The sequence below is a fragment of the Sagittula sp. NFXS13 genome (genome assembly GCF_040148795.1).
GTDB classification, from domain to species: domain Bacteria; phylum Pseudomonadota; class Alphaproteobacteria; order Rhodobacterales; family Rhodobacteraceae; genus Sagittula; species Sagittula marina.
On the sequence record NZ_JAGEMH010000001.1, the window covers coordinates 224,422 to 241,882 of the forward strand.

At 59.1% G+C, this 17,461-nt stretch carries 19 protein-coding genes and 1 tRNA gene; 9 read left to right on the top strand and 11 right to left on the bottom strand.

Translation table 11 applies throughout. The features are described from left to right. Nucleotides 1–42: 42 nt before the first annotated feature. The 4 genes from J4E08_RS01040 to ctaD all read right to left on the bottom strand — a co-directional run bounded on the left by J4E08_RS01040 (nt 43) and on the right by ctaD (nt 3,886). A complete protein-coding gene (locus J4E08_RS01040; RefSeq protein ID WP_349536924.1) occupies nt 43–987 on the bottom strand; it encodes a hypothetical protein in 945 nt (314 codons plus the stop codon). Further along, the gene (locus tag J4E08_RS01045) at nt 987–1,481 is read right to left on the bottom strand and encodes a DUF2244 domain-containing protein (RefSeq protein WP_183965725.1); all 495 of its coding nucleotides are present in this window, start codon (nt 1,479–1,481) and stop codon (nt 987–989) included. Before J4E08_RS01045 ends, J4E08_RS01040 begins: the two co-directional genes overlap by 1 nt. 96 nt (nt 1,482–1,577) lie before the next feature. Then, a complete protein-coding gene (locus tag J4E08_RS01050; RefSeq protein WP_349536925.1) occupies nt 1,578–2,084 on the bottom strand; it encodes a hypothetical protein in 507 nt (168 codons plus the stop codon). 128 nt (nt 2,085–2,212) lie between these two features. Next, nucleotides 2,213–3,886, bottom strand: coding sequence for a cytochrome c oxidase subunit I (gene ctaD / locus J4E08_RS01055; RefSeq protein ID WP_183965346.1), 1,674 nt, complete (start codon nt 3,884–3,886; stop codon nt 2,213–2,215). Between the two features lie 566 nt (nt 3,887–4,452). Here ctaD and J4E08_RS01060 point away from each other — a divergent pair. Beyond that, entirely contained in the window at nt 4,453–4,671 is a 219-nt protein-coding gene (locus J4E08_RS01060; RefSeq protein WP_349536926.1) for a hypothetical protein, read from the top strand. A gap of 53 nt (nt 4,672–4,724) precedes the next feature. Here the strand turns inward: J4E08_RS01060 and lipB are convergent, their stop codons facing one another. Further along, nucleotides 4,725–5,417: a lipoyl(octanoyl) transferase LipB gene (lipB, locus tag J4E08_RS01065; RefSeq protein WP_349537443.1), complete on the bottom strand. Its 693-nt coding sequence runs from the start codon at nt 5,415–5,417 to the stop codon at nt 4,725–4,727. Nucleotides 5,418–5,590: 173 nt separating this feature from the next. Between lipB and J4E08_RS01070 the strand changes: the two genes are divergently transcribed. Further along, nucleotides 5,591–5,677: transfer RNA gene (locus J4E08_RS01070), tRNA-Leu, on the top strand. Between the two features lie 83 nt (nt 5,678–5,760). Next, nucleotides 5,761–6,492, top strand: a complete 732-nt coding sequence (locus J4E08_RS01075; RefSeq protein WP_349536927.1) for a heme-dependent oxidative N-demethylase family protein — start codon at nt 5,761–5,763, stop codon at nt 6,490–6,492. Here the strand turns inward: J4E08_RS01075 and J4E08_RS01080 are convergent. The 5 genes from J4E08_RS01080 to J4E08_RS01100 all read right to left on the bottom strand — a co-directional run bounded on the left by J4E08_RS01080 (nt 6,482) and on the right by J4E08_RS01100 (nt 11,514). Next, nucleotides 6,482–7,267, bottom strand: a complete 786-nt coding sequence (locus J4E08_RS01080; protein WP_349536928.1) for a hypothetical protein — start codon at nt 7,265–7,267, stop codon at nt 6,482–6,484. The two genes, J4E08_RS01075 and J4E08_RS01080, sit on opposite strands and share 11 nt — an antisense overlap. Before the next feature lie 167 nt (nt 7,268–7,434). Beyond that, a complete protein-coding gene (locus tag J4E08_RS01085; RefSeq protein WP_349536929.1) occupies nt 7,435–8,250 on the bottom strand; it encodes a lytic murein transglycosylase in 816 nt (271 codons plus the stop codon). Between the two features lie 94 nt (nt 8,251–8,344). Further along, entirely contained in the window at nt 8,345–9,079 is a 735-nt protein-coding gene (locus J4E08_RS01090; protein WP_349536930.1) for a hypothetical protein, read from the bottom strand. A gap of 617 nt (nt 9,080–9,696) precedes the next feature. Continuing rightward, nucleotides 9,697–11,106 carry a type I glutamate--ammonia ligase gene (gene glnA, locus J4E08_RS01095; RefSeq protein ID WP_183965332.1) on the bottom strand — a complete coding sequence of 470 codons (1,410 nt, stop codon included), beginning with the start codon at nt 11,104–11,106 and terminating at the stop codon, nt 9,697–9,699. A 69-nt stretch (nt 11,107–11,175) separates the two neighbouring features. Next, a complete protein-coding gene (locus tag J4E08_RS01100; protein WP_183965330.1) occupies nt 11,176–11,514 on the bottom strand; it encodes a P-II family nitrogen regulator in 339 nt (112 codons plus the stop codon). Between the two features lie 185 nt (nt 11,515–11,699). Between J4E08_RS01100 and J4E08_RS01105 the strand changes: the two genes are divergently transcribed. Together J4E08_RS01105 and J4E08_RS01110 are read left to right on the top strand one after the other, a co-directional pair. Beyond that, complete coding sequence (locus J4E08_RS01105; RefSeq protein WP_349536931.1) at nt 11,700–12,416, top strand: NAD(P)H-hydrate epimerase; 717 nt, start codon at nt 11,700–11,702, stop codon at nt 12,414–12,416. A gap of 55 nt (nt 12,417–12,471) precedes the next feature. After that, on the top strand, nt 12,472–13,329 hold the full coding sequence (locus J4E08_RS01110) for an NAD(P)H-hydrate dehydratase (protein ID WP_349536932.1): 858 nt from the start codon (nt 12,472–12,474) through the stop codon (nt 13,327–13,329). A 35-nt stretch (nt 13,330–13,364) separates the two neighbouring features. On the opposite strand, the gene J4E08_RS01115 is transcribed toward J4E08_RS01110, so the two are convergent. After that, nucleotides 13,365–13,862 (bottom strand): Hint domain-containing protein, encoded by a 498-nt coding sequence (locus J4E08_RS01115; RefSeq protein ID WP_349536933.1) that lies wholly within the window; start codon nt 13,860–13,862, stop codon nt 13,365–13,367. Nucleotides 13,863–14,564: 702 nt separating this feature from the next. Here J4E08_RS01115 and J4E08_RS01120 point away from each other — a divergent pair. From J4E08_RS01120 to tig, 4 genes are all read left to right on the top strand, one after another. Next, nucleotides 14,565–14,909: a hypothetical protein gene (locus J4E08_RS01120; RefSeq protein ID WP_349536934.1), complete on the top strand. Its 345-nt coding sequence runs from the start codon at nt 14,565–14,567 to the stop codon at nt 14,907–14,909. Further along, nucleotides 14,906–15,802, top strand: a complete 897-nt coding sequence (locus J4E08_RS01125; protein ID WP_349536935.1) for a polysaccharide deacetylase family protein — start codon at nt 14,906–14,908, stop codon at nt 15,800–15,802. Before J4E08_RS01120 ends, J4E08_RS01125 begins: the two co-directional genes overlap by 4 nt. Next, the gene (locus tag J4E08_RS01130) at nt 15,803–15,955 is read left to right on the top strand and encodes a hypothetical protein (RefSeq protein ID WP_349536936.1); all 153 of its coding nucleotides are present in this window, start codon (nt 15,803–15,805) and stop codon (nt 15,953–15,955) included. It begins immediately after the preceding gene. A 139-nt stretch (nt 15,956–16,094) separates the two neighbouring features. After that, on the top strand, nt 16,095–17,420 hold the full coding sequence (tig, locus tag J4E08_RS01135; protein WP_183965318.1) for a trigger factor: 1,326 nt from the start codon (nt 16,095–16,097) through the stop codon (nt 17,418–17,420). Nucleotides 17,421–17,461: the final 41 nt, after the last annotated feature.

The window sequence follows — 17,461 nt, forward strand, 5'->3', positions numbered from 1 at the left end:
CTGACTTCAGCAGGCTGGAGCGGGCCGACTTTACAGCGCGTACTACCCGGCTTTGATGGCCTCTTTGTCGTCCGGCTCCTCGGGCAGGGGGAAACCAGCGGCGATACGCGCCAGCTCCTCTGGATCCTCGATCTTGAAACGTTCGACGAAGCGCGTCTTGAAGCCAACACGACCACGCCGGGCGCCAAAGTTCTCGCCGTGGTTCAGCACATACAACACCGACGCAAAGGAAATCGGTGACAAGGTACGCTGGGCCAATCGTGCGAGGTAGGGGAACATCCGGTGTTCGTGTTGGGTCATTTCCCTGAGAAACAGCGCGGACTCCGGAATGTCCGGATCATGTGCCAGCGACGCGCAGGAGCCGCAGAGCTTCCAGAATGGTTTTTGGCCCAGCTCTTTCATCGTTGGCTGATCGGCCAGTGCAATGACGCCGGTGGAATCATCCATCACCAAACCTTGCTGAACAAGGTAGCCGCCGGGAGCCTGACGGCGCAGCATCTCTTTGACCAGCCCTTGTCGCATCAGATCATCGGCATCGAAAGACATGACGTAGCACGGACCAGTATCGAGCCGGTCGAGCTGTTCATATAGCGCGCTCAGCTTGCGCCATTTGTCATTGCCGGGCGTCGGGTCCTCGAAGGGGAGAAAGTGTATACGACGATCGTCCGGCAGGTCCGGCTTTTGCTGACAGCAGATGATCGCCTGCCAGTGCGGGTCATTCTGGGCCCGCATGCAGTGAAGCGTCGCCTTCAGCCGGTCACTCACGGCTTTCCAGTCTCCCACCTGATCGGGTCCAACCAAGGGAATGAGGAACACCACCTGCTTGCGAAGGGGAGGCACCCGACCGTCCAACGCCCCGCGCAGGTCCAGCGCGGCGCGCTCGGACGCTACGGGATGCAGCCGCTCGGTCAGATCCGTCAAGCCGAGGCGCGCGGTCATCAGCAGGGCGGCGCGGCGCCATTTCGCGGTGGCAGCAGCCTGAACCATCACTTGTCCTTTACGCGACGCAGGGCGTTGGTGAGATCGGTGTACAGCACCTTGCGCTCATCCTCGGAAAGGAACGAGCCGATCTCGACCTCGCGGCCTGCGCCTTTGAGAGTCACATAATTAGGCACAGGACCGGTGGTCTCGTGCAAGGAGACGGTGACCCAATAGGTGTTCGACTCCCATTCCTGCGTCATGCCATCAGGATTGGTGCGCTGCAATCGTGTCTGTTCGGATGTGATGCTGAGAAGCTCAGTGATCTGGCGGTCGCGATTGTTGCGTCGCAAGGCATAATACAGCCCGGCCGTCGCCGCCAGCAGGAAGGGAAGAAGCCCCCAAAGAAGCAAGGTGCCCAGAACCCCCATCAGCGGAATCAATGCCGCGAGGAAGAAACCCAGAATCATAATGGCGAACCCCTCTGGCGACAGCGCATTATGGGGCCAGAGCTTCAGCTCTTGCCGAGGTGCGCGCGGAGGTGTTGTCCACTGGTAAGGCATGACTTTTTCTACAGCGCCAACACTTTGACGCGCAATGCCGGAGTGCATGAAACCGGGCGCAACATCGCCTCGGGCATGATTGGCAGGCGGAATGAGTCAGCGTGCATGGCTTGCGGGGCCGCGCAGCACGCGCAGGCTCAACTGGATGATCGTCAGAACTGCAAAGCCCAGCAACGCCAAACCGGATATGACGGCAATGGCCTGTTCCACACTCGACGACCAATACACGGTATTTTCGAATTCAGCAGCGCCGCCGAGCAAATGGCGGACTTCGATTTCATGGGCGGCAAAGACGAGGTGCTCGGTCATCACACAAAGCGCCATGTTGCGCCCCAGCCGCAAAGCCCGGATCGTGCGCAGGCCGAAGAATACCGCCGGAAAGATGCAGAAGGTGAGCGCAACGCGGGTCAAAAGCTGTCCGCGGGGGAGTGTGAACATGCTGCTCTGCGCTTCGGGCCCGACCCCTTGTGCAACCGACACCCACAGCGCGTAAAGCGCCCAGGACGTTGGCACGAGCAAAAGAAAAGTCAGTGTCCAACGCACGCCGCGGGCAAAAGCCACGAAGGGCAGCGCCACAACGGCGGCAAATATCAGACTATCCAAGGGCTATGTCCGGGTTAAGGGGCACGGTCCGCCTCTAAAAGTGGAGCGCGCCTTTGGGGAAGTTCCCATAAGCTATATGAAAAGGCCCCGCATCAAGCGGGGCCTTTGGTTTGGCTGTCAGGCCGGGTTTAGTGCGCGTGGCTCTTGTCCCAGTCTTCCTGTTTTGGCAGCTGCTCGAAGGTGTGCTCCGGCGGCGGGGAGGGCAGGGTCCATTCCAGCGTGTCCGCATATTCGTTCCAAGGGTTCGCTACGTTCGAGACTTTGCCCTTCATCAGCGTGTAGATCACGATGCCGAAGAACAGCAGGAACGAGGCGAAGGAGATGAACGCGCCGATCGACGAGACATAGTTCCAGGTGGCGAAGGCCTCCGGATAGTCGATGTAGCGGCGCGGCATACCCTGGCGACCCAGGAAGTGCTGCGGGAAGAAGGTCAGGTTTGCACCGATGAACATGCTCCAGAAGTGGATCTGGCCCAGACGCTCATTGATCATGCGACCGGTCATCTTCGGGAAGTAGAAGTAGATCCCCGCGAAGATGGTAAACACGGCGCCAAGGCTCATCACGTAGTGGAAGTGGGCAACCACATAGTAGGTGTCGTGGTAAGCACGGTCGACGCCCGCCTGGCTCAGCACCACGCCGGTCACGCCGCCAACGGTGAAGAGGAACAGGAAGCCAAACGCCCAGAGCATTGGCACCTTCAGGTCAATCGAGCCGCCCCACATGGTGGCAATCCAGGAGAAGATCTTTACCCCGGTTGGCACCGCAATGACCATCGTGGCCATCATGAAGTAGGACTGCTGTCGCAGCGACATGCCGACGGTGTACATGTGGTGCGCCCACACGACGAAGCCAAGCGCGCCAATGGCGATGATCGCCCAGACCATCGGCAGGTAGCCAAAGATCGGCTTGCGCGAGAAGGTGGAGATCACGTGTGAGATGATACCAAAGCCCGGCACGATCACGATGTAGACCTCGGGGTGTCCGAAGAACCACAGAATGTGCTGGTACAGGATCGGGTCGCCACCGCCTGCGGGATCGAAGAAGGTCGTCCCGAAGTTCCGGTCCGTCAGCAGCATGGTGATTGCGCCGGCCAGAACGGGCAGGGACAGCAGGATCAGCCAGGATGTGACGAAGATCGACCATGCGAACAGCGGCACCTTGAACAGGGTCATGCCGGGGGCACGCATGTTCAGGAATGTGGTGATCATGTTGATCGCACCAAGGATCGAGGACGCGCCAGAGACGTGTACCGCGAAAATGGCGAGGTCCATGGAGTAGCCGCCTTCGTTGACCGAAAGTGGCGGGTACAGAACCCAACCCACGCCGGACCCAAGCTGGCCGTTGCCGCCGGGCGATATAACGGAGGCCACCGCAAGGGTGGTGCCTGCGACATACAGCCAGAACGACAGGTTGTTCATGCGCGGGAACGCCATGTCCGGTGCACCGATCTGCAGCGGCATGAAGTAGTTGCCAAAGCCGCCGAACAGCGCGGGAATCACGACGAAGAACATCATCAGGATGCCGTGGCCGGTGATCAGAACGTTCCAGAGGTGCCCGTTGGGCGTACAGTCTTCGACGGCGGCGGGCAGCAAGCGCGCGCCTTCCATACACATGAATTGCACACCGGGCTCCATGAGCTCCATGCGCATGTAGACGGTGAAGGTAACGGAAATCAGGCCGGCGATCGCCGACACGATCAGATAAAGGAGCCCGATGTCCTTGTGGTTGGTCGACATGAACCAACGGGTAAAGAAGCCCCGGTTGTCTTCATGCTCGTGGCCATGAATGGCGGCGTCTGCCATTGTCTGCCTCCCTAAAGATTTCAAGACGTGGACGCGTGGAAAGAATCTTGCCGGGCGTCCGGCGATCAACTCACGTTTTAGAATGTGTCGAAGCGCGCGTCCATGCGTCGAATTGATCTGGATCAAACATTTTGTCGCACCTTCTTAAGGTGTTCTGAACAGACGGTTTTTATTTATTTTCCGCGCAGTTCGGGGCAGGCCGGTGGTCTCGATGTCACGATGCTTGGACAACAGGCTGGAAATCGGCGGTAGAAACACACTGTGTCGCGGCAGAAACATGCCGTGGCTTACGGGCATCAAAACGCGCGTCAATGGGCGGACGTGTCAGGATCACAGACTGCGTCAGCACAGGTGAAGGCGCCAAAGGGTGTCGTTGATCCGAAAGGGGCTGCCATCAATTCCCATGGAACCACGGTTTTGTTGCGGCGTTTATATCTTGTTAACGTCCTGAGCGCCAACATCTTGCGATGGTGCCGGAGGTCAGGCTTTCCAGACTATCTCGGATTGCCTGACGTGCCGTAAGGTCAGGAGAAGAGCAGAATATCATCCCTAGGGGGGAGGCCGATATGGCATATGTTGAATATGTTGCGGATAACGTCTTTGGAAGCGGCCTAAGGTATCGCTTGGCGCGACTGCTGGAGACGCCATTCGACCGTCGCTACCGCCAGCGCGCGGAAGCCGTCGCGTCTCTGCGCTCCAAGACAGATGCCGACCTCGCGGCCATGGGTCTGACGCGCAGCGATATTCTGAGCCACGTCTTTTCCGGTCGCTCTGCGCGACACTGATGCTCAGTCGGCATGTGGACCTGCGTCGCCAGCAGATTTTCACATTTGGTCGGTCACATCTTCTCTGAACTTGCGAACCTTTCATCGAAGGTCTGACGCAGCGCCACGTCAAGATCATCCATATTCACAGGCAGCCCCATATCCACCAGGCTCGTCACACCGAATTCGGTGATGCCGCATGGCACGATACCGTCGAAGTGGCTAAGATCTGGTTCAACGTTTATGGAAATGCCGTGGAAGCTGACCCACTTCCGCAGCCGGATGCCGATGGCCGCGATTTTGTCCTCCGCCGTTTTTCCAGTGACCGTCCTTGGGCGATCAGGGCGTTCGATCCAGACGCCGACGCGCCCCTCGCGAATGTGTCCGGTCAGTCCAAATTGGCCTAGGGTGTCGATCACCCAACCTTCCAACTCCTGAACGAAGCGTCGGACATCCTTGCCATGCCGATTGAGGTCGAGCATCACATAGACGACGCGCTGACCCGGCCCATGGTAGGTGTACTGCCCGCCGCGCCGTGTGGCGTAGACGGGAAACCGATCCGGTTCCCGCAGATCCTCGACCTTTGCAGACGTGCCCGCAGTATACAACGGAGGATGCTCCAGCAGCCATATGCACTCGTCGGCCTCTCCGCGCGCGATGGCATCGGCCCGCGCTTCCATAAAGGCCAACGCCTCAGGATAGGGGGTAAGCCCGTCGGAAATCTTCCATTCCATGGGATAGCAGCCTCTCGTAGACGATGTACCGATGCGTGTTGTCGTCTGATCTACTGAGGCCCCGGCGCAAGCGCAACCGGCCCCTGAAATGACGCTAACAGTAAGCCGATACGCGATTTGGAGAAATCTTCTCCGCGGGGCGATTTTTTCTCTTCACATCACCGAATTGCTGTTCTATACGCCGCCTACCCAAGCTGGGACAGAGTGCGGTCGTGGCGGAATTGGTAGACGCGCAGCGTTGAGGTCGCTGTGGGGTAACTCCCGTGGAAGTTCGAGTCTTCTCGACCGCACCATTCAAAAATCGCCCCTTCGGGGGCGTTTTTTTGTTTTAGATCTTGTGCTTGCTACTGCCGTGCGGATCGGTCAGCTTGACCTCATGATCCTGCAAGACACCATCCCCTATGATGTTTCGACCTTGGCTCGACTTCCGGGCGTTGCGCCTTTTGACATGGCAAACTGGTTGCATGTGGATGAGGCATATGCGGCGCAGATGGCCGAGCGTTTGCGCCTGCTGCGCACCTCACGCGACCGTGTCCTGCGACTGGATGATACCGCGCGGCCAGCGGCCATAGAAGCGTTGCGCATGGTCCTGGCGCATCTTCCCATGGAATTTGCTCAAAACGTGGGGTGGGTGCGCTGTCCAGACGGGCGCGACGTCGCGCTGAACTGGGAGGACCCGCTTGGCACCCTGTGCCAGATCATTCAGGAAGACATCTGCATTCTGGAAAAGCGTGGCGGGGCAGAGCACGTGCTCACTGGCGCGGTCCTGTGCTTTCCGGCGAGCTGGACACTTGCCGAGAAATACTTGCGGCCGCTGACCCGTATTCACGCGCCTGTTGCGTCATATGACTCTGCGTTGGCCAAACGGGTGCAACGCCTATTTGACGGTGTGCAGCCGGGCAAACCCCTTTGGCGACATAATGTATTGCGCTATGCTGATCCAACCTTGCATCAACCGCGACTTGAGGCGGACCCGCGCGACGGAGATCATCCCGAAGCGGCGCCGTTCATACGCAGTGAACGTCAGTGTCTTCTGCGATTGCCCGACACGGACGCGGTGATATTTTCAATCCACACCTATGTGACACGCAGCCAAGTTAATGAATGATCTGGTTCAGCACACCACCCAGCCGATCAGCGTTGTAAAGGGCGGTGAAAAGTGCCGTGATTGCAAGAGCCTGACTGACGAGGCGCAGATCCATGTCGCGCCCAAATGAAACAATGTAGATGAACGCGGCCAACGTGAAATAGATCACCCCGATAATCCCGGTGACCAAGTGGCCCGTCACACTCCGGCGCCGGTCTAATGGTTCCCGCGCCAATAGATTGATCCGGTAATGCGCCAAGCGGTCAGTCATTTTTGGCCGCTCATCGACAGAGAGCGGCTTGGGCGCACCGTAAAGCGACTCAAGCATCTTAGCGGCCATTTGTTCGCTATCGAACAGGTCGTCTGCCATGTCCTCGTCCAACTCTTGCAAGCGGCGGGGGGACACATACGACCGCAGGCGGATGAAATCATCGCGGTCCAGCAGAACGTCAGGTGAGTACCATTCTATGATGTCGGCGTCGCAATGAGCGAGGCAGGCCAGCACCACGTCCGATAGGATATTGGCGGCGCGCTCGTCTTCGGGAATGGCGCCGTTCCTGGTAATGATCTCGATCAGAACACGGGGGCCGTAATCGCTGTCTTCTTCGGGAGTGACAATGATACCAAAGCGACGGCCAAACGCTCTGTTTCCATGGGCTAAGCGATGAACGGCTGCACCCGGCACAGCATCCAGTTGATCAAGCACCTTTGCGGCGGTGTCCAGATACGGAACAGGGTCGAGATCTGTGGCGTCTGGCAAAATCAAACCGGCATAAGGGTACTCGATGGGCTGCATGGGAACTCCTCACGGCGGTTGAAGCCCGCGTTAACCAAAGAGTGCCTCACAAAAATGGTTCGATTTAGACAAAACTGTGCAAATTTGCGCGCATTCTCTACACAGATGAAACCGAAAAATGGCCGCCCAAGGGGGATGACCGGAGGCTAGGCTCCGGTCAAAACCTGTCAGCCGCCGACTTGTTGCGCCGCGTAGGAAATCGCGCGCTGGTAGTTGCCGCTGTCGTTCCATGCAGACAGCGCACGGAAATTAGCTGTGCCCTCACCAAAGGGCTGGCCCGCTTGCCACCCGTTTTGCCGCAAAAGATTTGCGGCAGAGGCAAGTGCATCTGCGGCGTTGTACGGATCGGCACGACCATCGCCGTTGGCATCCACGCCGTAACGCATCCAGTTGCCTGCCAGAAACTGCATATGGCCCAACTCGCCGGATGGGCCACCTTGCGTGTTGGCTGTGATCAGGCCTTTGTCGACCAGCATCAGCGCGGCTTCTGCGTGTGGCTCAAAACGCGGATGACGGCGGCAGTAGGAGGACAGCGTCATGGCCCCATCGACGATGCTGGTTTTGCCGAGGTAGCCGCCCCAAGACGTTTCCAGACCCCAGATCACGGCCAATACCGATCCCGGAACGCCGTAGCGTTGCTCAATGGAATTAAAGAGCTGCGCGTTGCGATCCCGCCGTGACCGCGCAGAGTTCACAAAGGCCTGGGCGGAGCCTCCAGTGCGTTTTGCCAAAAACGTGGAGGCGTCGCTGTAGGACACACCTGTCTGCGAGGAGGGCTGCGATTCAAAACGCCAGGTGATAGATGAAAGGCTTGCGTTTTGCAGTGCCTGAAGACCGCGTTGGCCGACGCCTGCGCGCTGCGCCTGTTGAGCGAAGTTGCTTTTGTAGGAGCCGAAGGCGTCCTTGCTTGTGATGCAATTGGCGGCCAGCACGGGGGTGGCCAGCAGTAGGCTGGTGCAGATGGATAAGGCGAAACGGCGCATCAAGGACTCCGGCTGTGAAAGCTTCATTTACCGAAGAGTAGCGCCCGACCATCACGCCGCCAAGGGGTGTGCGTGCTTTCCGCAAGGGCAGGAGTCAGGTGATCTGGAGCGCGCCGCTGCCTATCACCAGGGCGGTAATCGTCGTCACCAGTGACGCCGCACGCAATTCCGCGCTGTTCGGCCCAGCGGAGCCCGCCTTGAGCCGGGGACGCTTTGGCTGCATGTCCTCCCGCATCTGAGCGATTTCTGCTTTATTGGGTGCGCGGCGAAGTTCCATCTTCATGAAGGTCTCAAAAGTCTGAACATGAGCGTCGAAATATCGATCCGTGGCGCGCGGCCGTCCGGTCGGTGCCTCCTGCTGAAACGGACGGCGCGGGGTCAGCGAGGGTGTGCTGGGGGTGACGCGGCGCGGTGAGATGGCGGTCCCGGAGCGCGCGGCTTTCGAAGCCGCTCCGAATTGCGCCGCAAGACCGGTAAGAAAGGCCTCCCGCGGAATGCGCGCCTTCGTGCCGTTCCAGATAACGAATTGCGCTTCGGTGTCCCTCAGCATGGCAAAGGCCACTGGGGCAAGCCGCAAGGCCTCGGCGGCGGTGTCCGAAACGTCAGGCAGTGACAGAGACAATGTTACGACGATCTCGTCGCCAGGGCGCGACAGCGAGAAATCGAGTTGGAGACCCGGTGCCTCAAACCTCAGGGAGGACGGGGACGCACCTTTGATCTGACCTGCTTCCACATCCGGGCTGCGCAGACTGTGCCGTACCATGTCCAACAGCCGCGGCAGGGCGACTGCCTGCTGGTCCTCGAAAACGAACTGTACGGATGCTGTCATGGTCTGAACTTCCCTGGCAAGCGATGCATGTTTGCTGAGGCCCACAGTGCCATCTGACTTGGGAAGAAAATTGGCCAAATATGTACTGACTTCGACACCTGCGGCGAAATTGGCCGCAATCGGTGCGATACGGCCTTAGTTGTCAGTGAATGTGTCGAGAATGTCTGGAACGCGCAGTCTGAGGCAGGATTTAGACATCCTTGTCCCAAGTCGTGAACAGACTGTTCCGGGCCAAGCCGGCGCACAGGCATAAATATCGCTTGGCAGTGACGTGGTGGCAGGTCCTGTAGCCCACAGGGCGGGCGGGATTAGCACCATTGCATCCGGTGGCTGGCCAACTTCTGCCCCAAACTTCAAGACATCAGAACGAGTTTCGGATCTGGGCCGCTGAGTGCAGCTGATTTGGAAGCTCTGAGGCGTGGCCTGGGCTTCTTCGCCATGCTGCTGAGGGATGCGGTTTTATGTCTTGGATATTCTGCAAACGGCAGCGGGGCCAAAATGTCGACATTTTGCGGGGACGTCTGGCACTTAGACCATCAAAACGAAAGCCGCTCCGCCGCATGAGAAAAGGGGCACCTCGAAAGGCGCCCCTCGTAATTGTCGAAAACTCGTCGCGATCAGCAGGAGTAGTACATGCCGAACTCGACCGGGTGCGGCGTGTGCTCGTACAGTTCGATTTCTTCCATCTTCAGAGCGATGTAGCCGTCGATCTGGTCCTTGGTGAACACGTCGCCTGCCAGCAGGTACTCGTGGTCTGCCTCCAGTTCGCTCATGGCCTCACGCAGCGATCCGCAAACGGTCGGGATGCCTTCCAGCTCTTCCGGCGGCAGATCGTAGAGGTTCTTGTCCATGGCTTCGCCGGGGTGGATCTTGTTCTTGATCCCGTCGAGGCCGGCCATCAGCAGGGCCGAGAAGCACAGGTAGGGGTTCGCCGACGGGTCGGGGAAGCGTGCTTCGACGCGCTTTGCTTTCGGGGACTGGGTCCACGGAATACGCACACAGCCAGAGCGGTTGGATGCGGAGTAGGCGCGCAGAACAGGTGCTTCGAACCCTGGGATCAAACGCTTGTAGGAGTTCGTCGACGGGTTGGTGAAGGCGTTCAGCGATTTCGCGTGCTTCAGGATACCACCGATGAAGAACAGGGCTTCGTCGGAGAGATCCGCGTATTTGTCGCCTGCGAAGAGCGGCTTGCCGTCCTTCCAGATGGACATGTTGCAGTGCATGCCTGTGCCGTTGTCGCCGTAAATCGGCTTGGGCATGAAGGTTGCGGTCTTGCCATACGCCTGTGCGACGTTGTGGATGACGTACTTGTACTTTTGCAGTTCGTCAGCCTGCTTGGTCAGCGTGCCGAAGATCAGGCCCAGCTCGTGCTGGCAGGACGCCACCTCGTGGTGGTGCTTGTCGACCTTCATGCCGAGGCGCTTCATGGTGGACAGCATCTCGGAGCGGATGTCCTGACCATCGTCGATCGGGTTGACCGGGAAGTAGCCGCCCTTGATCCCCGGACGGTGGCCGGTGTTGCCCATCTCGTATTCGGTGTCGGTGTTCCACGACGCGTCGAGCGCGTCGACTTCATAGGAAACCTTGTTGATCGAGTTCGAGAAGCGCACATCGTCGAACAGGAAGAATTCAGCTTCCGGACCCCAGTAGGACACATCGCCCACGCCGGAGGACTTCAGATAAGCTTCGGCCTTCTCGGCGGTGCCACGCGGGTCACGCTCGTAGGATTCGCCGGTATCGGGTTCGACCACGGAGCAGTGAATGCAGATGGTCTTTTCCGCGTAGAAGGGATCGACGTAGACGGAAGACGGATCGGGCATCAGCTTCATGTCGGAGGCTTCAATGGACTTCCAGCCCGCGATGGAGGAGCCGTCGAACATAAAGCCTTCTTCGAGGAAGTCTTCGTCAACAAGATCGGACACCACGGTCACGTGCTGCAGCTTGCCGCGGGGGTCCGTGAAACGGATGTCGACGTAGGCTGCGTCCTCGTCCTTGATCAGCTTCAGAACGTCTGCGTTGGTTGTCATTCTATACAGTCCTTCTCTATCAGAAATTCAGTATTCTTGGCACGAGGGGCGGCCCCCGTGCTGGTCGGCTTACAGCGCGTCCGAGCCGGATTCACCGGTGCGGATGCGGATAGCCTGTTCGATGGTCGAGACAAAGATCTTGCCGTCGCCGATCTTGTCGGTCTTTGCGGCACCAACGATCGACTCGATGGCCGCATCGACCTGATCGTCGTCAAGCACGATCTCGATTTTCACTTTGGGCAGGAAATCCACCACATATTCTGCGCCACGGTAGAGTTCCGTGTGGCCTTTCTGACGACCGAAGCCTTTGACTTCGACAACAGACAAGCCTTGAATGCCGGCATCTTGCAAAGCTTCTTTAACTTCATCCAGCTTGAATGGCTTGATGATCGCTTCGATCTTTTTCATGAGGTGGCCCCCTTCGCTTCCCGTGTCGGTCATCGGCAGATCACTTCTGTTCCGCCGTCACAATCAGGTAGGGTCAGCGCGACGGGAGTCGCAATGATGAATTAGCAGGCGGGTTCTATTTTTTCATCTGTTTGCGTAAAAAATGGGCGAAATTGAATCGCGGTTCTGTCTAAAGGGGGGCGACAATGTCTGAGACGGTGACAGCAGCGCAGATGAAAGCAGTCGAGCAGGCTGCGATGCAATCGGGGCGGGTATCCGGGCGCGCACTGATGGAGCGGGCAGGCGCGGGCGTGGTGCGGGCGATTTCTGACCGTTGGCCGGATCTGCAGGGCGCGGCGGCGCGTGTGCCAGCGGCAGGCGCTCCTCTTAATGCCGAAAGCACCCCGACAGATGCCATCGTTCTCTGCGGTCCCGGCAACAACGGCGGCGACGGCTATGTCATTGCGCGGTTGCTAGCGGAGAAACGGTGGCGGGTTTTTGTGTCCAATTTCGGGGACATCAACGCATTGCCGCCCGATGCGAAAGCAAATTACGACTTGTGGGCGAGGCACGCGCCGGTGGTTCCCATGACGACCAAAGCGCTCTGCGATGCGGTCGATGACGCGGCGGAGCGCGTGGTGATTGTGGATGCGCTCTTTGGCATCGGTCAGCGTGCCCCGATGGATGAGCCGCTCGCGCCGTTCAACGCGATGATGCAGTATATTTCCAATCAGGTCTCCGGGCGTGCGCCGTCTTTTGTCGCTGTCGATGTGCCCACCGGCTATGACGCGGATACGGGCGATGCTTTGGCTGACCGGCCTGCACCAGCGGATCTGATCGTTACGTTCCACGCCCGTAAGCCCTGTCACGACAGCCCGAACCTCGCGGATGCGACGTTGACGATCGTCGATATCGGTTTGTAAGGCTTTCCCGCTACATCTTTTCCAGACTGCCATGATCCAAGGAGGCGCTGTTTACATGTCCACACCCGAGACCCGACCAGAGGGCTTGTCGGCGCTCCTCGGCAAGCGCCCAGAGCAGCACAAATATGACCATGGCCACGCAGTGATTGTCGGTGGCCCACCGGGGCAGGGCGGGGCAGCGCGGCTGGCGGCGCGCGGGGCTTTGCGTGTGGGGGCCGGGTTGGTGACGCTGGGGTGTCCTTTGCGTGCCGTCACGGAAAACGCGGTTCAGCTGAACGCAATCATGGTGCGCGGTCTCGACGGTACTGCCGGCTTGGCGGAGATGCTGGAAGACGGGCGTATCACTGCCGTGTGCCTGGGGCCCGGACTGGGGCTTGGGCCTGCCACGGCGGAACTGGTCAAGACCACCCTGCGGGCCAAGCGGGGCACCATTCTGGACGCCGATGCGCTGTCCCGGTTCCAGCGCGCCCCAGAGGCGTTGTTCGATATGTTGCACGATCACGTTGTGCTGACACCACATGCCGGTGAATTCGCGCGGCTTTTTCCCGACATTGCAAAGCGTCACAAGGCTGGAGAGGTCTCTAAACTGGACGCCACGCGAGAAGCCGCAGCGCGCGCCGGCAGCGTCGTCTTGTTCAAGGGGGCAGAAACGGTGATCGCCGCGCCGGATGGGCGTCATGCGATACAGACCGCGGCGGGCGATCGCGCCGCGCCATGGCTGGCGACGGCCGGGGCAGGGGATGTGTTGGCCGGGATGATAGTGGGCCTTCTGGCGCGCGGGTTGGACCCGTTGCGCGCCGCAGAGGTGGGGGCATGGCTGCATGTGGAAGCCGCGCGCAGCTTTGGACCCGGCCTTATCGCAGAAGATTTGCCTGAGGCGCTGCCACAAGTGTTCCGCCAAATCGGCCTGTGACGTGAGGGGGGATCGCCCTCACGCCACCCACTTTATCAGGTGTGCGCAGTAACCTGTGCATTTGCCGCCAGCTCCAGCCCGTCGGCGTAGATGATTTGCGGCACGTCAAACACCAGTTCAAACAGATGCAGATGCTTCAGCCCGAGCGGCTTGATGAATGTGCCGTCGATCATGCGCGCCACCGGCACCAATGCCTGCGAGGCACCGAACAACGCACTGGCCCGCCAGTCGTGAACAAGAATTTCCTGCGCCGCACAAAGCACGGCATCCCGCTCTGGCTTGTGGTTGCCAAGCGTGCTGGCCTTGATGCCGACCGTTGCGACCTGACGCTGAAACGGGCGCAAGGCCACCAAACGAGCAACGCTGGAACCGCGCGTGATCACGCGGTCACCTGCGCTTAGGTATTCGACAGGCAATAGCCCATCGAGCGTAAGGACTGTCGTCCCCAAGGGAAGTGCGTTGAGAGCCTGATCGGGCGTTAGATGGCGCGCGGGCAGGCACCCCGCAGCCTGCGAGCCTTGTTCGTTTTTCATGGATGGCGTCCTGCTCTGGTTGCCTTAGGTTTTTCCATAGGGTGTTTTACGCGCGGGGTGTTGTCACGGATTATTTACGTTTGATGCGAATCAGGCTGCGAACTGATTCATTTGAGTCACGCCCTGACCCATTGCCGAGACTTCGAAAAGAGTGCCTCCCTCAGGCCAGAAATTTCGCTCTATCCGCTGCGATCGGCCGAAATGACACCCTGCACGCCACCGGGTGCGAGGGACGTGCCTTCTGACCTCGCTGGACCGGATCGCGTCCCCGACGTCGGATCGTCACGTCGCTTCGCGGAACAGGTCTGTGCCGTGCGCTGCTGGCCAATGGATCGTTCGCAAACTGCGCTGCTTTAAAGCATCATCTGGGCCCAGCAGTTCGGGGTCTTATACTTTGTCGACGTTCTGCCACATTTTGCAGCAAGTTCTCGAACAAGGCGCTAACTTATTGAGATAAGAAGAAAAGACCGAAGCATAAACCACCGCCGCCGCTTGCAAGACCGCAAATCTGTCGCTTAATCACCGCAACACGATGCGGCGGAGGCTTTCTTGGTTCAGTGACCAGGTGTTCCGGCTCTCTGACGGCGTACGCTTGCTGTCTGGCGCCCATCTTCTGGCCAATACAAAGACAAGGTCCCGTCAATGCAGCATAATTCATTGAGCCACAGAAATGAGGCCGTCGATCCAAACTGCACACCGTCGATGACGCTGGTTCCCAAAGCGGTGTCTCCATATGTGCCCTCGGACTACGGCGCGGTTCTCACAGGCGCGCGGTCGATCCACTCTCGCAATGGGCGCGCCGCGGTCCAGACCAAGCGAGAGGAACCGATCCGCCGCACCGGTGCGGCCTTCAACACAAGCACAGGTGAGGATCGGTTTTTCAAATCCGGCTATCTCTACGAGGCGCGGCCGGATATGCCGTTTGGGGTCAAGCGATATAACGGCACCTTCACGCTCAGCGATGGCCTTATTCTCGAAACACAGGCCTCGAACGAAAAAGCCGAGGTTATGCCGCATAAGTCTAGGCTGGCGGAGGCTCCGTCATGAGCCTCCCGGGACATGGCCGATACGAGTACGTGCCGATCACCCGGCGTCCAAAGCTCCTCTGGCCGGGAGAAAAACGGCTAGCGGTCTACATCGGGCTGAACCTCGAACACTTCTCGTTCGGCGAGGGCCTTGGGGCAGAACTTGCTCCGGGTGGGCCACCACCTGATGTTTTGAACTATGCTTGGCGCGATTACGGCAACCGGGTGGGCGCGTGGCGCATGCTGGATCTCCTGGATGAACTCAATATGCCGGCGACGATCTTGGCCAACAGTGTCATGTACGATTATGCGCCCGACCTCATGGCCGCATTTCGGACCCGTGGAGATGAGATCGCAGCACACGGGCGCACCAACTCCGAACGTCAAAGCACAATGACCGAGGTGCAGGAGCGCGCCATGATCACAGAGGCCACCCAGACGCTGCTCAAAGCCGAGGGGACACCGCCAAAGGGGTGGCTCAGCCCCTGGATTGCAGAATCCCCTGTCACACCCGATCTGCTGGTCGAGGCGGGCTACTCCTATACGCTCAACTGGTGCATGGATGATCAGCCGGTCTGGATGAAGACCCGTGCAGGCCCGCTTCTGAGCGTGCCTTATCCGCAGGAATTGAACGACATTCCCGCCATTGTCGCGAGAAAAGACAGCGCATCCGAATTTGCCGATATGATCATCGACACCTGCGACGAGATGCTGCAGCAGTCCGCAAACCAGAGCCTTGTGATGGGGATCGCACTGCATCCTTACATCGTCGGCCAACCCTTTCGCCTCCGTCATCTGCGGCGTGCTCTTGCCCATGTCGCCAGCAGGCGGGATGAGATCTGGCTGACGCAGGCCGCAGAGATCGCCAGCCACTGGACAAGGACGATGCCGCCAGAGGGCAATCATCTTCTGTGAATGACATCAGATGTTTCGAGGCCCGCCGGTCTTGATTTCGACTTCCGCAATGCTTGGCACCGGCGGTACCACCTCGGCATCATGATCAAGAATGCGTTCACGTTTGCCAACCGATGGACCGGCGTGGCGGCTGCCGTGATCAGTGCGCGCTGACGGAGCGTGCCAATGCGCCCCGCTACCCCTGCCAAACTTGCGCCAAATCGTCTTGCACTGCTGTGTTTCGGGCAATAGAAGGTGCCAAATTCAATTGCGCCCCCATTGTGGGGCGCGTCTTCATTCGAGGGAAGATACGATGCAGGTCACCGAGACGCTGAACGAAGGCCTCAAGCGCGGCTACGCCATCACCGTGACGGCGGCCGAACTGGACGATAAGGTCACCGAGAAACTCAAAGAGGCGCAGCCTGATGTTGAGATGAAGGGTTTCCGCAAGGGCAAGGTGCCCATGGCGCTGCTCAAAAAGCAGTTCGGCCCCCGTGTCATGGGTGAAACCATGCAGGAAACCATCGACGGTGCCATGAATGAGCACTTCGAAAAATCGGGCGATCGCCCCGCCATGCAGCCCGAGGTCAAGATGACCAACGAGGACTGGAAAGAGGGCGACGACGTTCAGGTCGAAATGTCTTACGAAAAGTTGCCGGAAATTCCGGAGGTCGATCTTTCTGGTGTGAAGCTGGAAAAGCTGGTCGTGAAGGCAGACGACGAATCTGTTGATGAGGCGTTGCAGAACCTTGCGTCCACCGCACAGGATTTCGAAGCCAAGGACGGCGCAGCCGAAGATGGCGACCAGGTTGTGTTCGACTTCCTCGGCAAAGTTGACGGCGAAGCGTTCGACGGCGGCGCCGCAGAAGATTATCCGCTGGTGCTGGGCTCCGGCTCCTTCATCCCCGGCTTCGAAGAGCAACTGGTCGGCGTGACAGCTGGCGAAGAAAAAAACGTCGAAGTTTCCTTCCCTGAGGAATATGGCGCAGAGAACCTGGCAGGCAAAGCCGCCGTGTTCGAATGCAAAATCAAGGAAGTGAAAGCGCCGAAGGCCGCAGAGGTCGACGACGAACTGGCAAAGAAATTTGGCGCGGAAGACCTTGAAGGTCTGAAAGGTCAGATCCGGGAGCGTCTCGAAGCCGAATACGTCGGTGCCGCACGTCAGGTGATGAAGCGCCGCCTGCTGGACGAGCTGGATACATTGGTGTCCTTTGACCTGCCGCCGTCCCTGGTCGAGGCCGAGGCAGGCCAGATCGCGCACCAGCTGTGGCACGAGGAAAACCCGGAAGTGGAAGGTCACGACCATCCGGAAATCACCCCGACCGAAGAGCACAACAAGCTGGCCGAGCGCCGCGTGCGTCTTGGTCTGCTCCTCGCAGAGCTGGGTCAGAAGGCAGAGGTCGAAGTGACCGACGCAGAGATGACACAGGCGATCATGAATCAGGCGCGCCAGTACCCTGGACAGGAACGCGCGTTCTTTGATTTCGTGCGTCAGAACCAGCAGATGCAGCAGCAGCTGCGTGCGCCGATCTTCGAAGACAAAGTGATCGATCACATCGCCGAGCAGGCGCAAGTGACCGAGACGGAAGTCTCCAAAGATGATCTTCAGAAAGCCGTCGAAGAGCTCGACGAAGAGTAATCTTCGAGCGGTTTTTAGGCCGCCGATAAATGGAATCCAGC

Bases quoted from the DNA above. Each gene is read 5' to 3' on its own strand.
- J4E08_RS01040 (WP_349536924.1), bottom strand. From the start codon at position 987: ATGGTTCAGGCTGCTGCCACCGCGAAATGGCGCCGCGCCGCCCTGCTG.
- J4E08_RS01045 (WP_183965725.1), bottom strand. From the start codon at position 1,481: ATGCCTTACCAGTGGACAACACCTCCGCGCGCACCTCGGCAAGAGCTG.
- ctaD (WP_183965346.1), bottom strand. From the start codon at position 3,886: ATGGCAGACGCCGCCATTCATGGCCACGAGCATGAAGACAACCGGGGC.
- J4E08_RS01060 (WP_349536926.1), top strand. From the start codon at position 4,453: ATGGCATATGTTGAATATGTTGCGGATAACGTCTTTGGAAGCGGCCTA.
- J4E08_RS01075 (WP_349536927.1), top strand. From the start codon at position 5,761: ATGATCCTGCAAGACACCATCCCCTATGATGTTTCGACCTTGGCTCGA.
- J4E08_RS01080 (WP_349536928.1), bottom strand. From the start codon at position 7,267: ATGCAGCCCATCGAGTACCCTTATGCCGGTTTGATTTTGCCAGACGCC.
- J4E08_RS01085 (WP_349536929.1), bottom strand. From the start codon at position 8,250: ATGCGCCGTTTCGCCTTATCCATCTGCACCAGCCTACTGCTGGCCACC.
- J4E08_RS01090 (WP_349536930.1), bottom strand. From the start codon at position 9,079: ATGACAGCATCCGTACAGTTCGTTTTCGAGGACCAGCAGGCAGTCGCC.
- glnA (WP_183965332.1), bottom strand. From the start codon at position 11,106: ATGACAACCAACGCAGACGTTCTGAAGCTGATCAAGGACGAGGACGCA.
- J4E08_RS01100 (WP_183965330.1), bottom strand. From the start codon at position 11,514: ATGAAAAAGATCGAAGCGATCATCAAGCCATTCAAGCTGGATGAAGTT.
- J4E08_RS01105 (WP_349536931.1), top strand. From the start codon at position 11,700: ATGTCTGAGACGGTGACAGCAGCGCAGATGAAAGCAGTCGAGCAGGCT.
- J4E08_RS01110 (WP_349536932.1), top strand. From the start codon at position 12,472: ATGTCCACACCCGAGACCCGACCAGAGGGCTTGTCGGCGCTCCTCGGC.
- J4E08_RS01115 (WP_349536933.1), bottom strand. From the start codon at position 13,862: ATGAAAAACGAACAAGGCTCGCAGGCTGCGGGGTGCCTGCCCGCGCGC.
- J4E08_RS01120 (WP_349536934.1), top strand. From the start codon at position 14,565: ATGACGCTGGTTCCCAAAGCGGTGTCTCCATATGTGCCCTCGGACTAC.
- J4E08_RS01125 (WP_349536935.1), top strand. From the start codon at position 14,906: ATGAGCCTCCCGGGACATGGCCGATACGAGTACGTGCCGATCACCCGG.
- J4E08_RS01130 (WP_349536936.1), top strand. From the start codon at position 15,803: ATGACATCAGATGTTTCGAGGCCCGCCGGTCTTGATTTCGACTTCCGC.
- tig (WP_183965318.1), top strand. From the start codon at position 16,095: ATGCAGGTCACCGAGACGCTGAACGAAGGCCTCAAGCGCGGCTACGCC.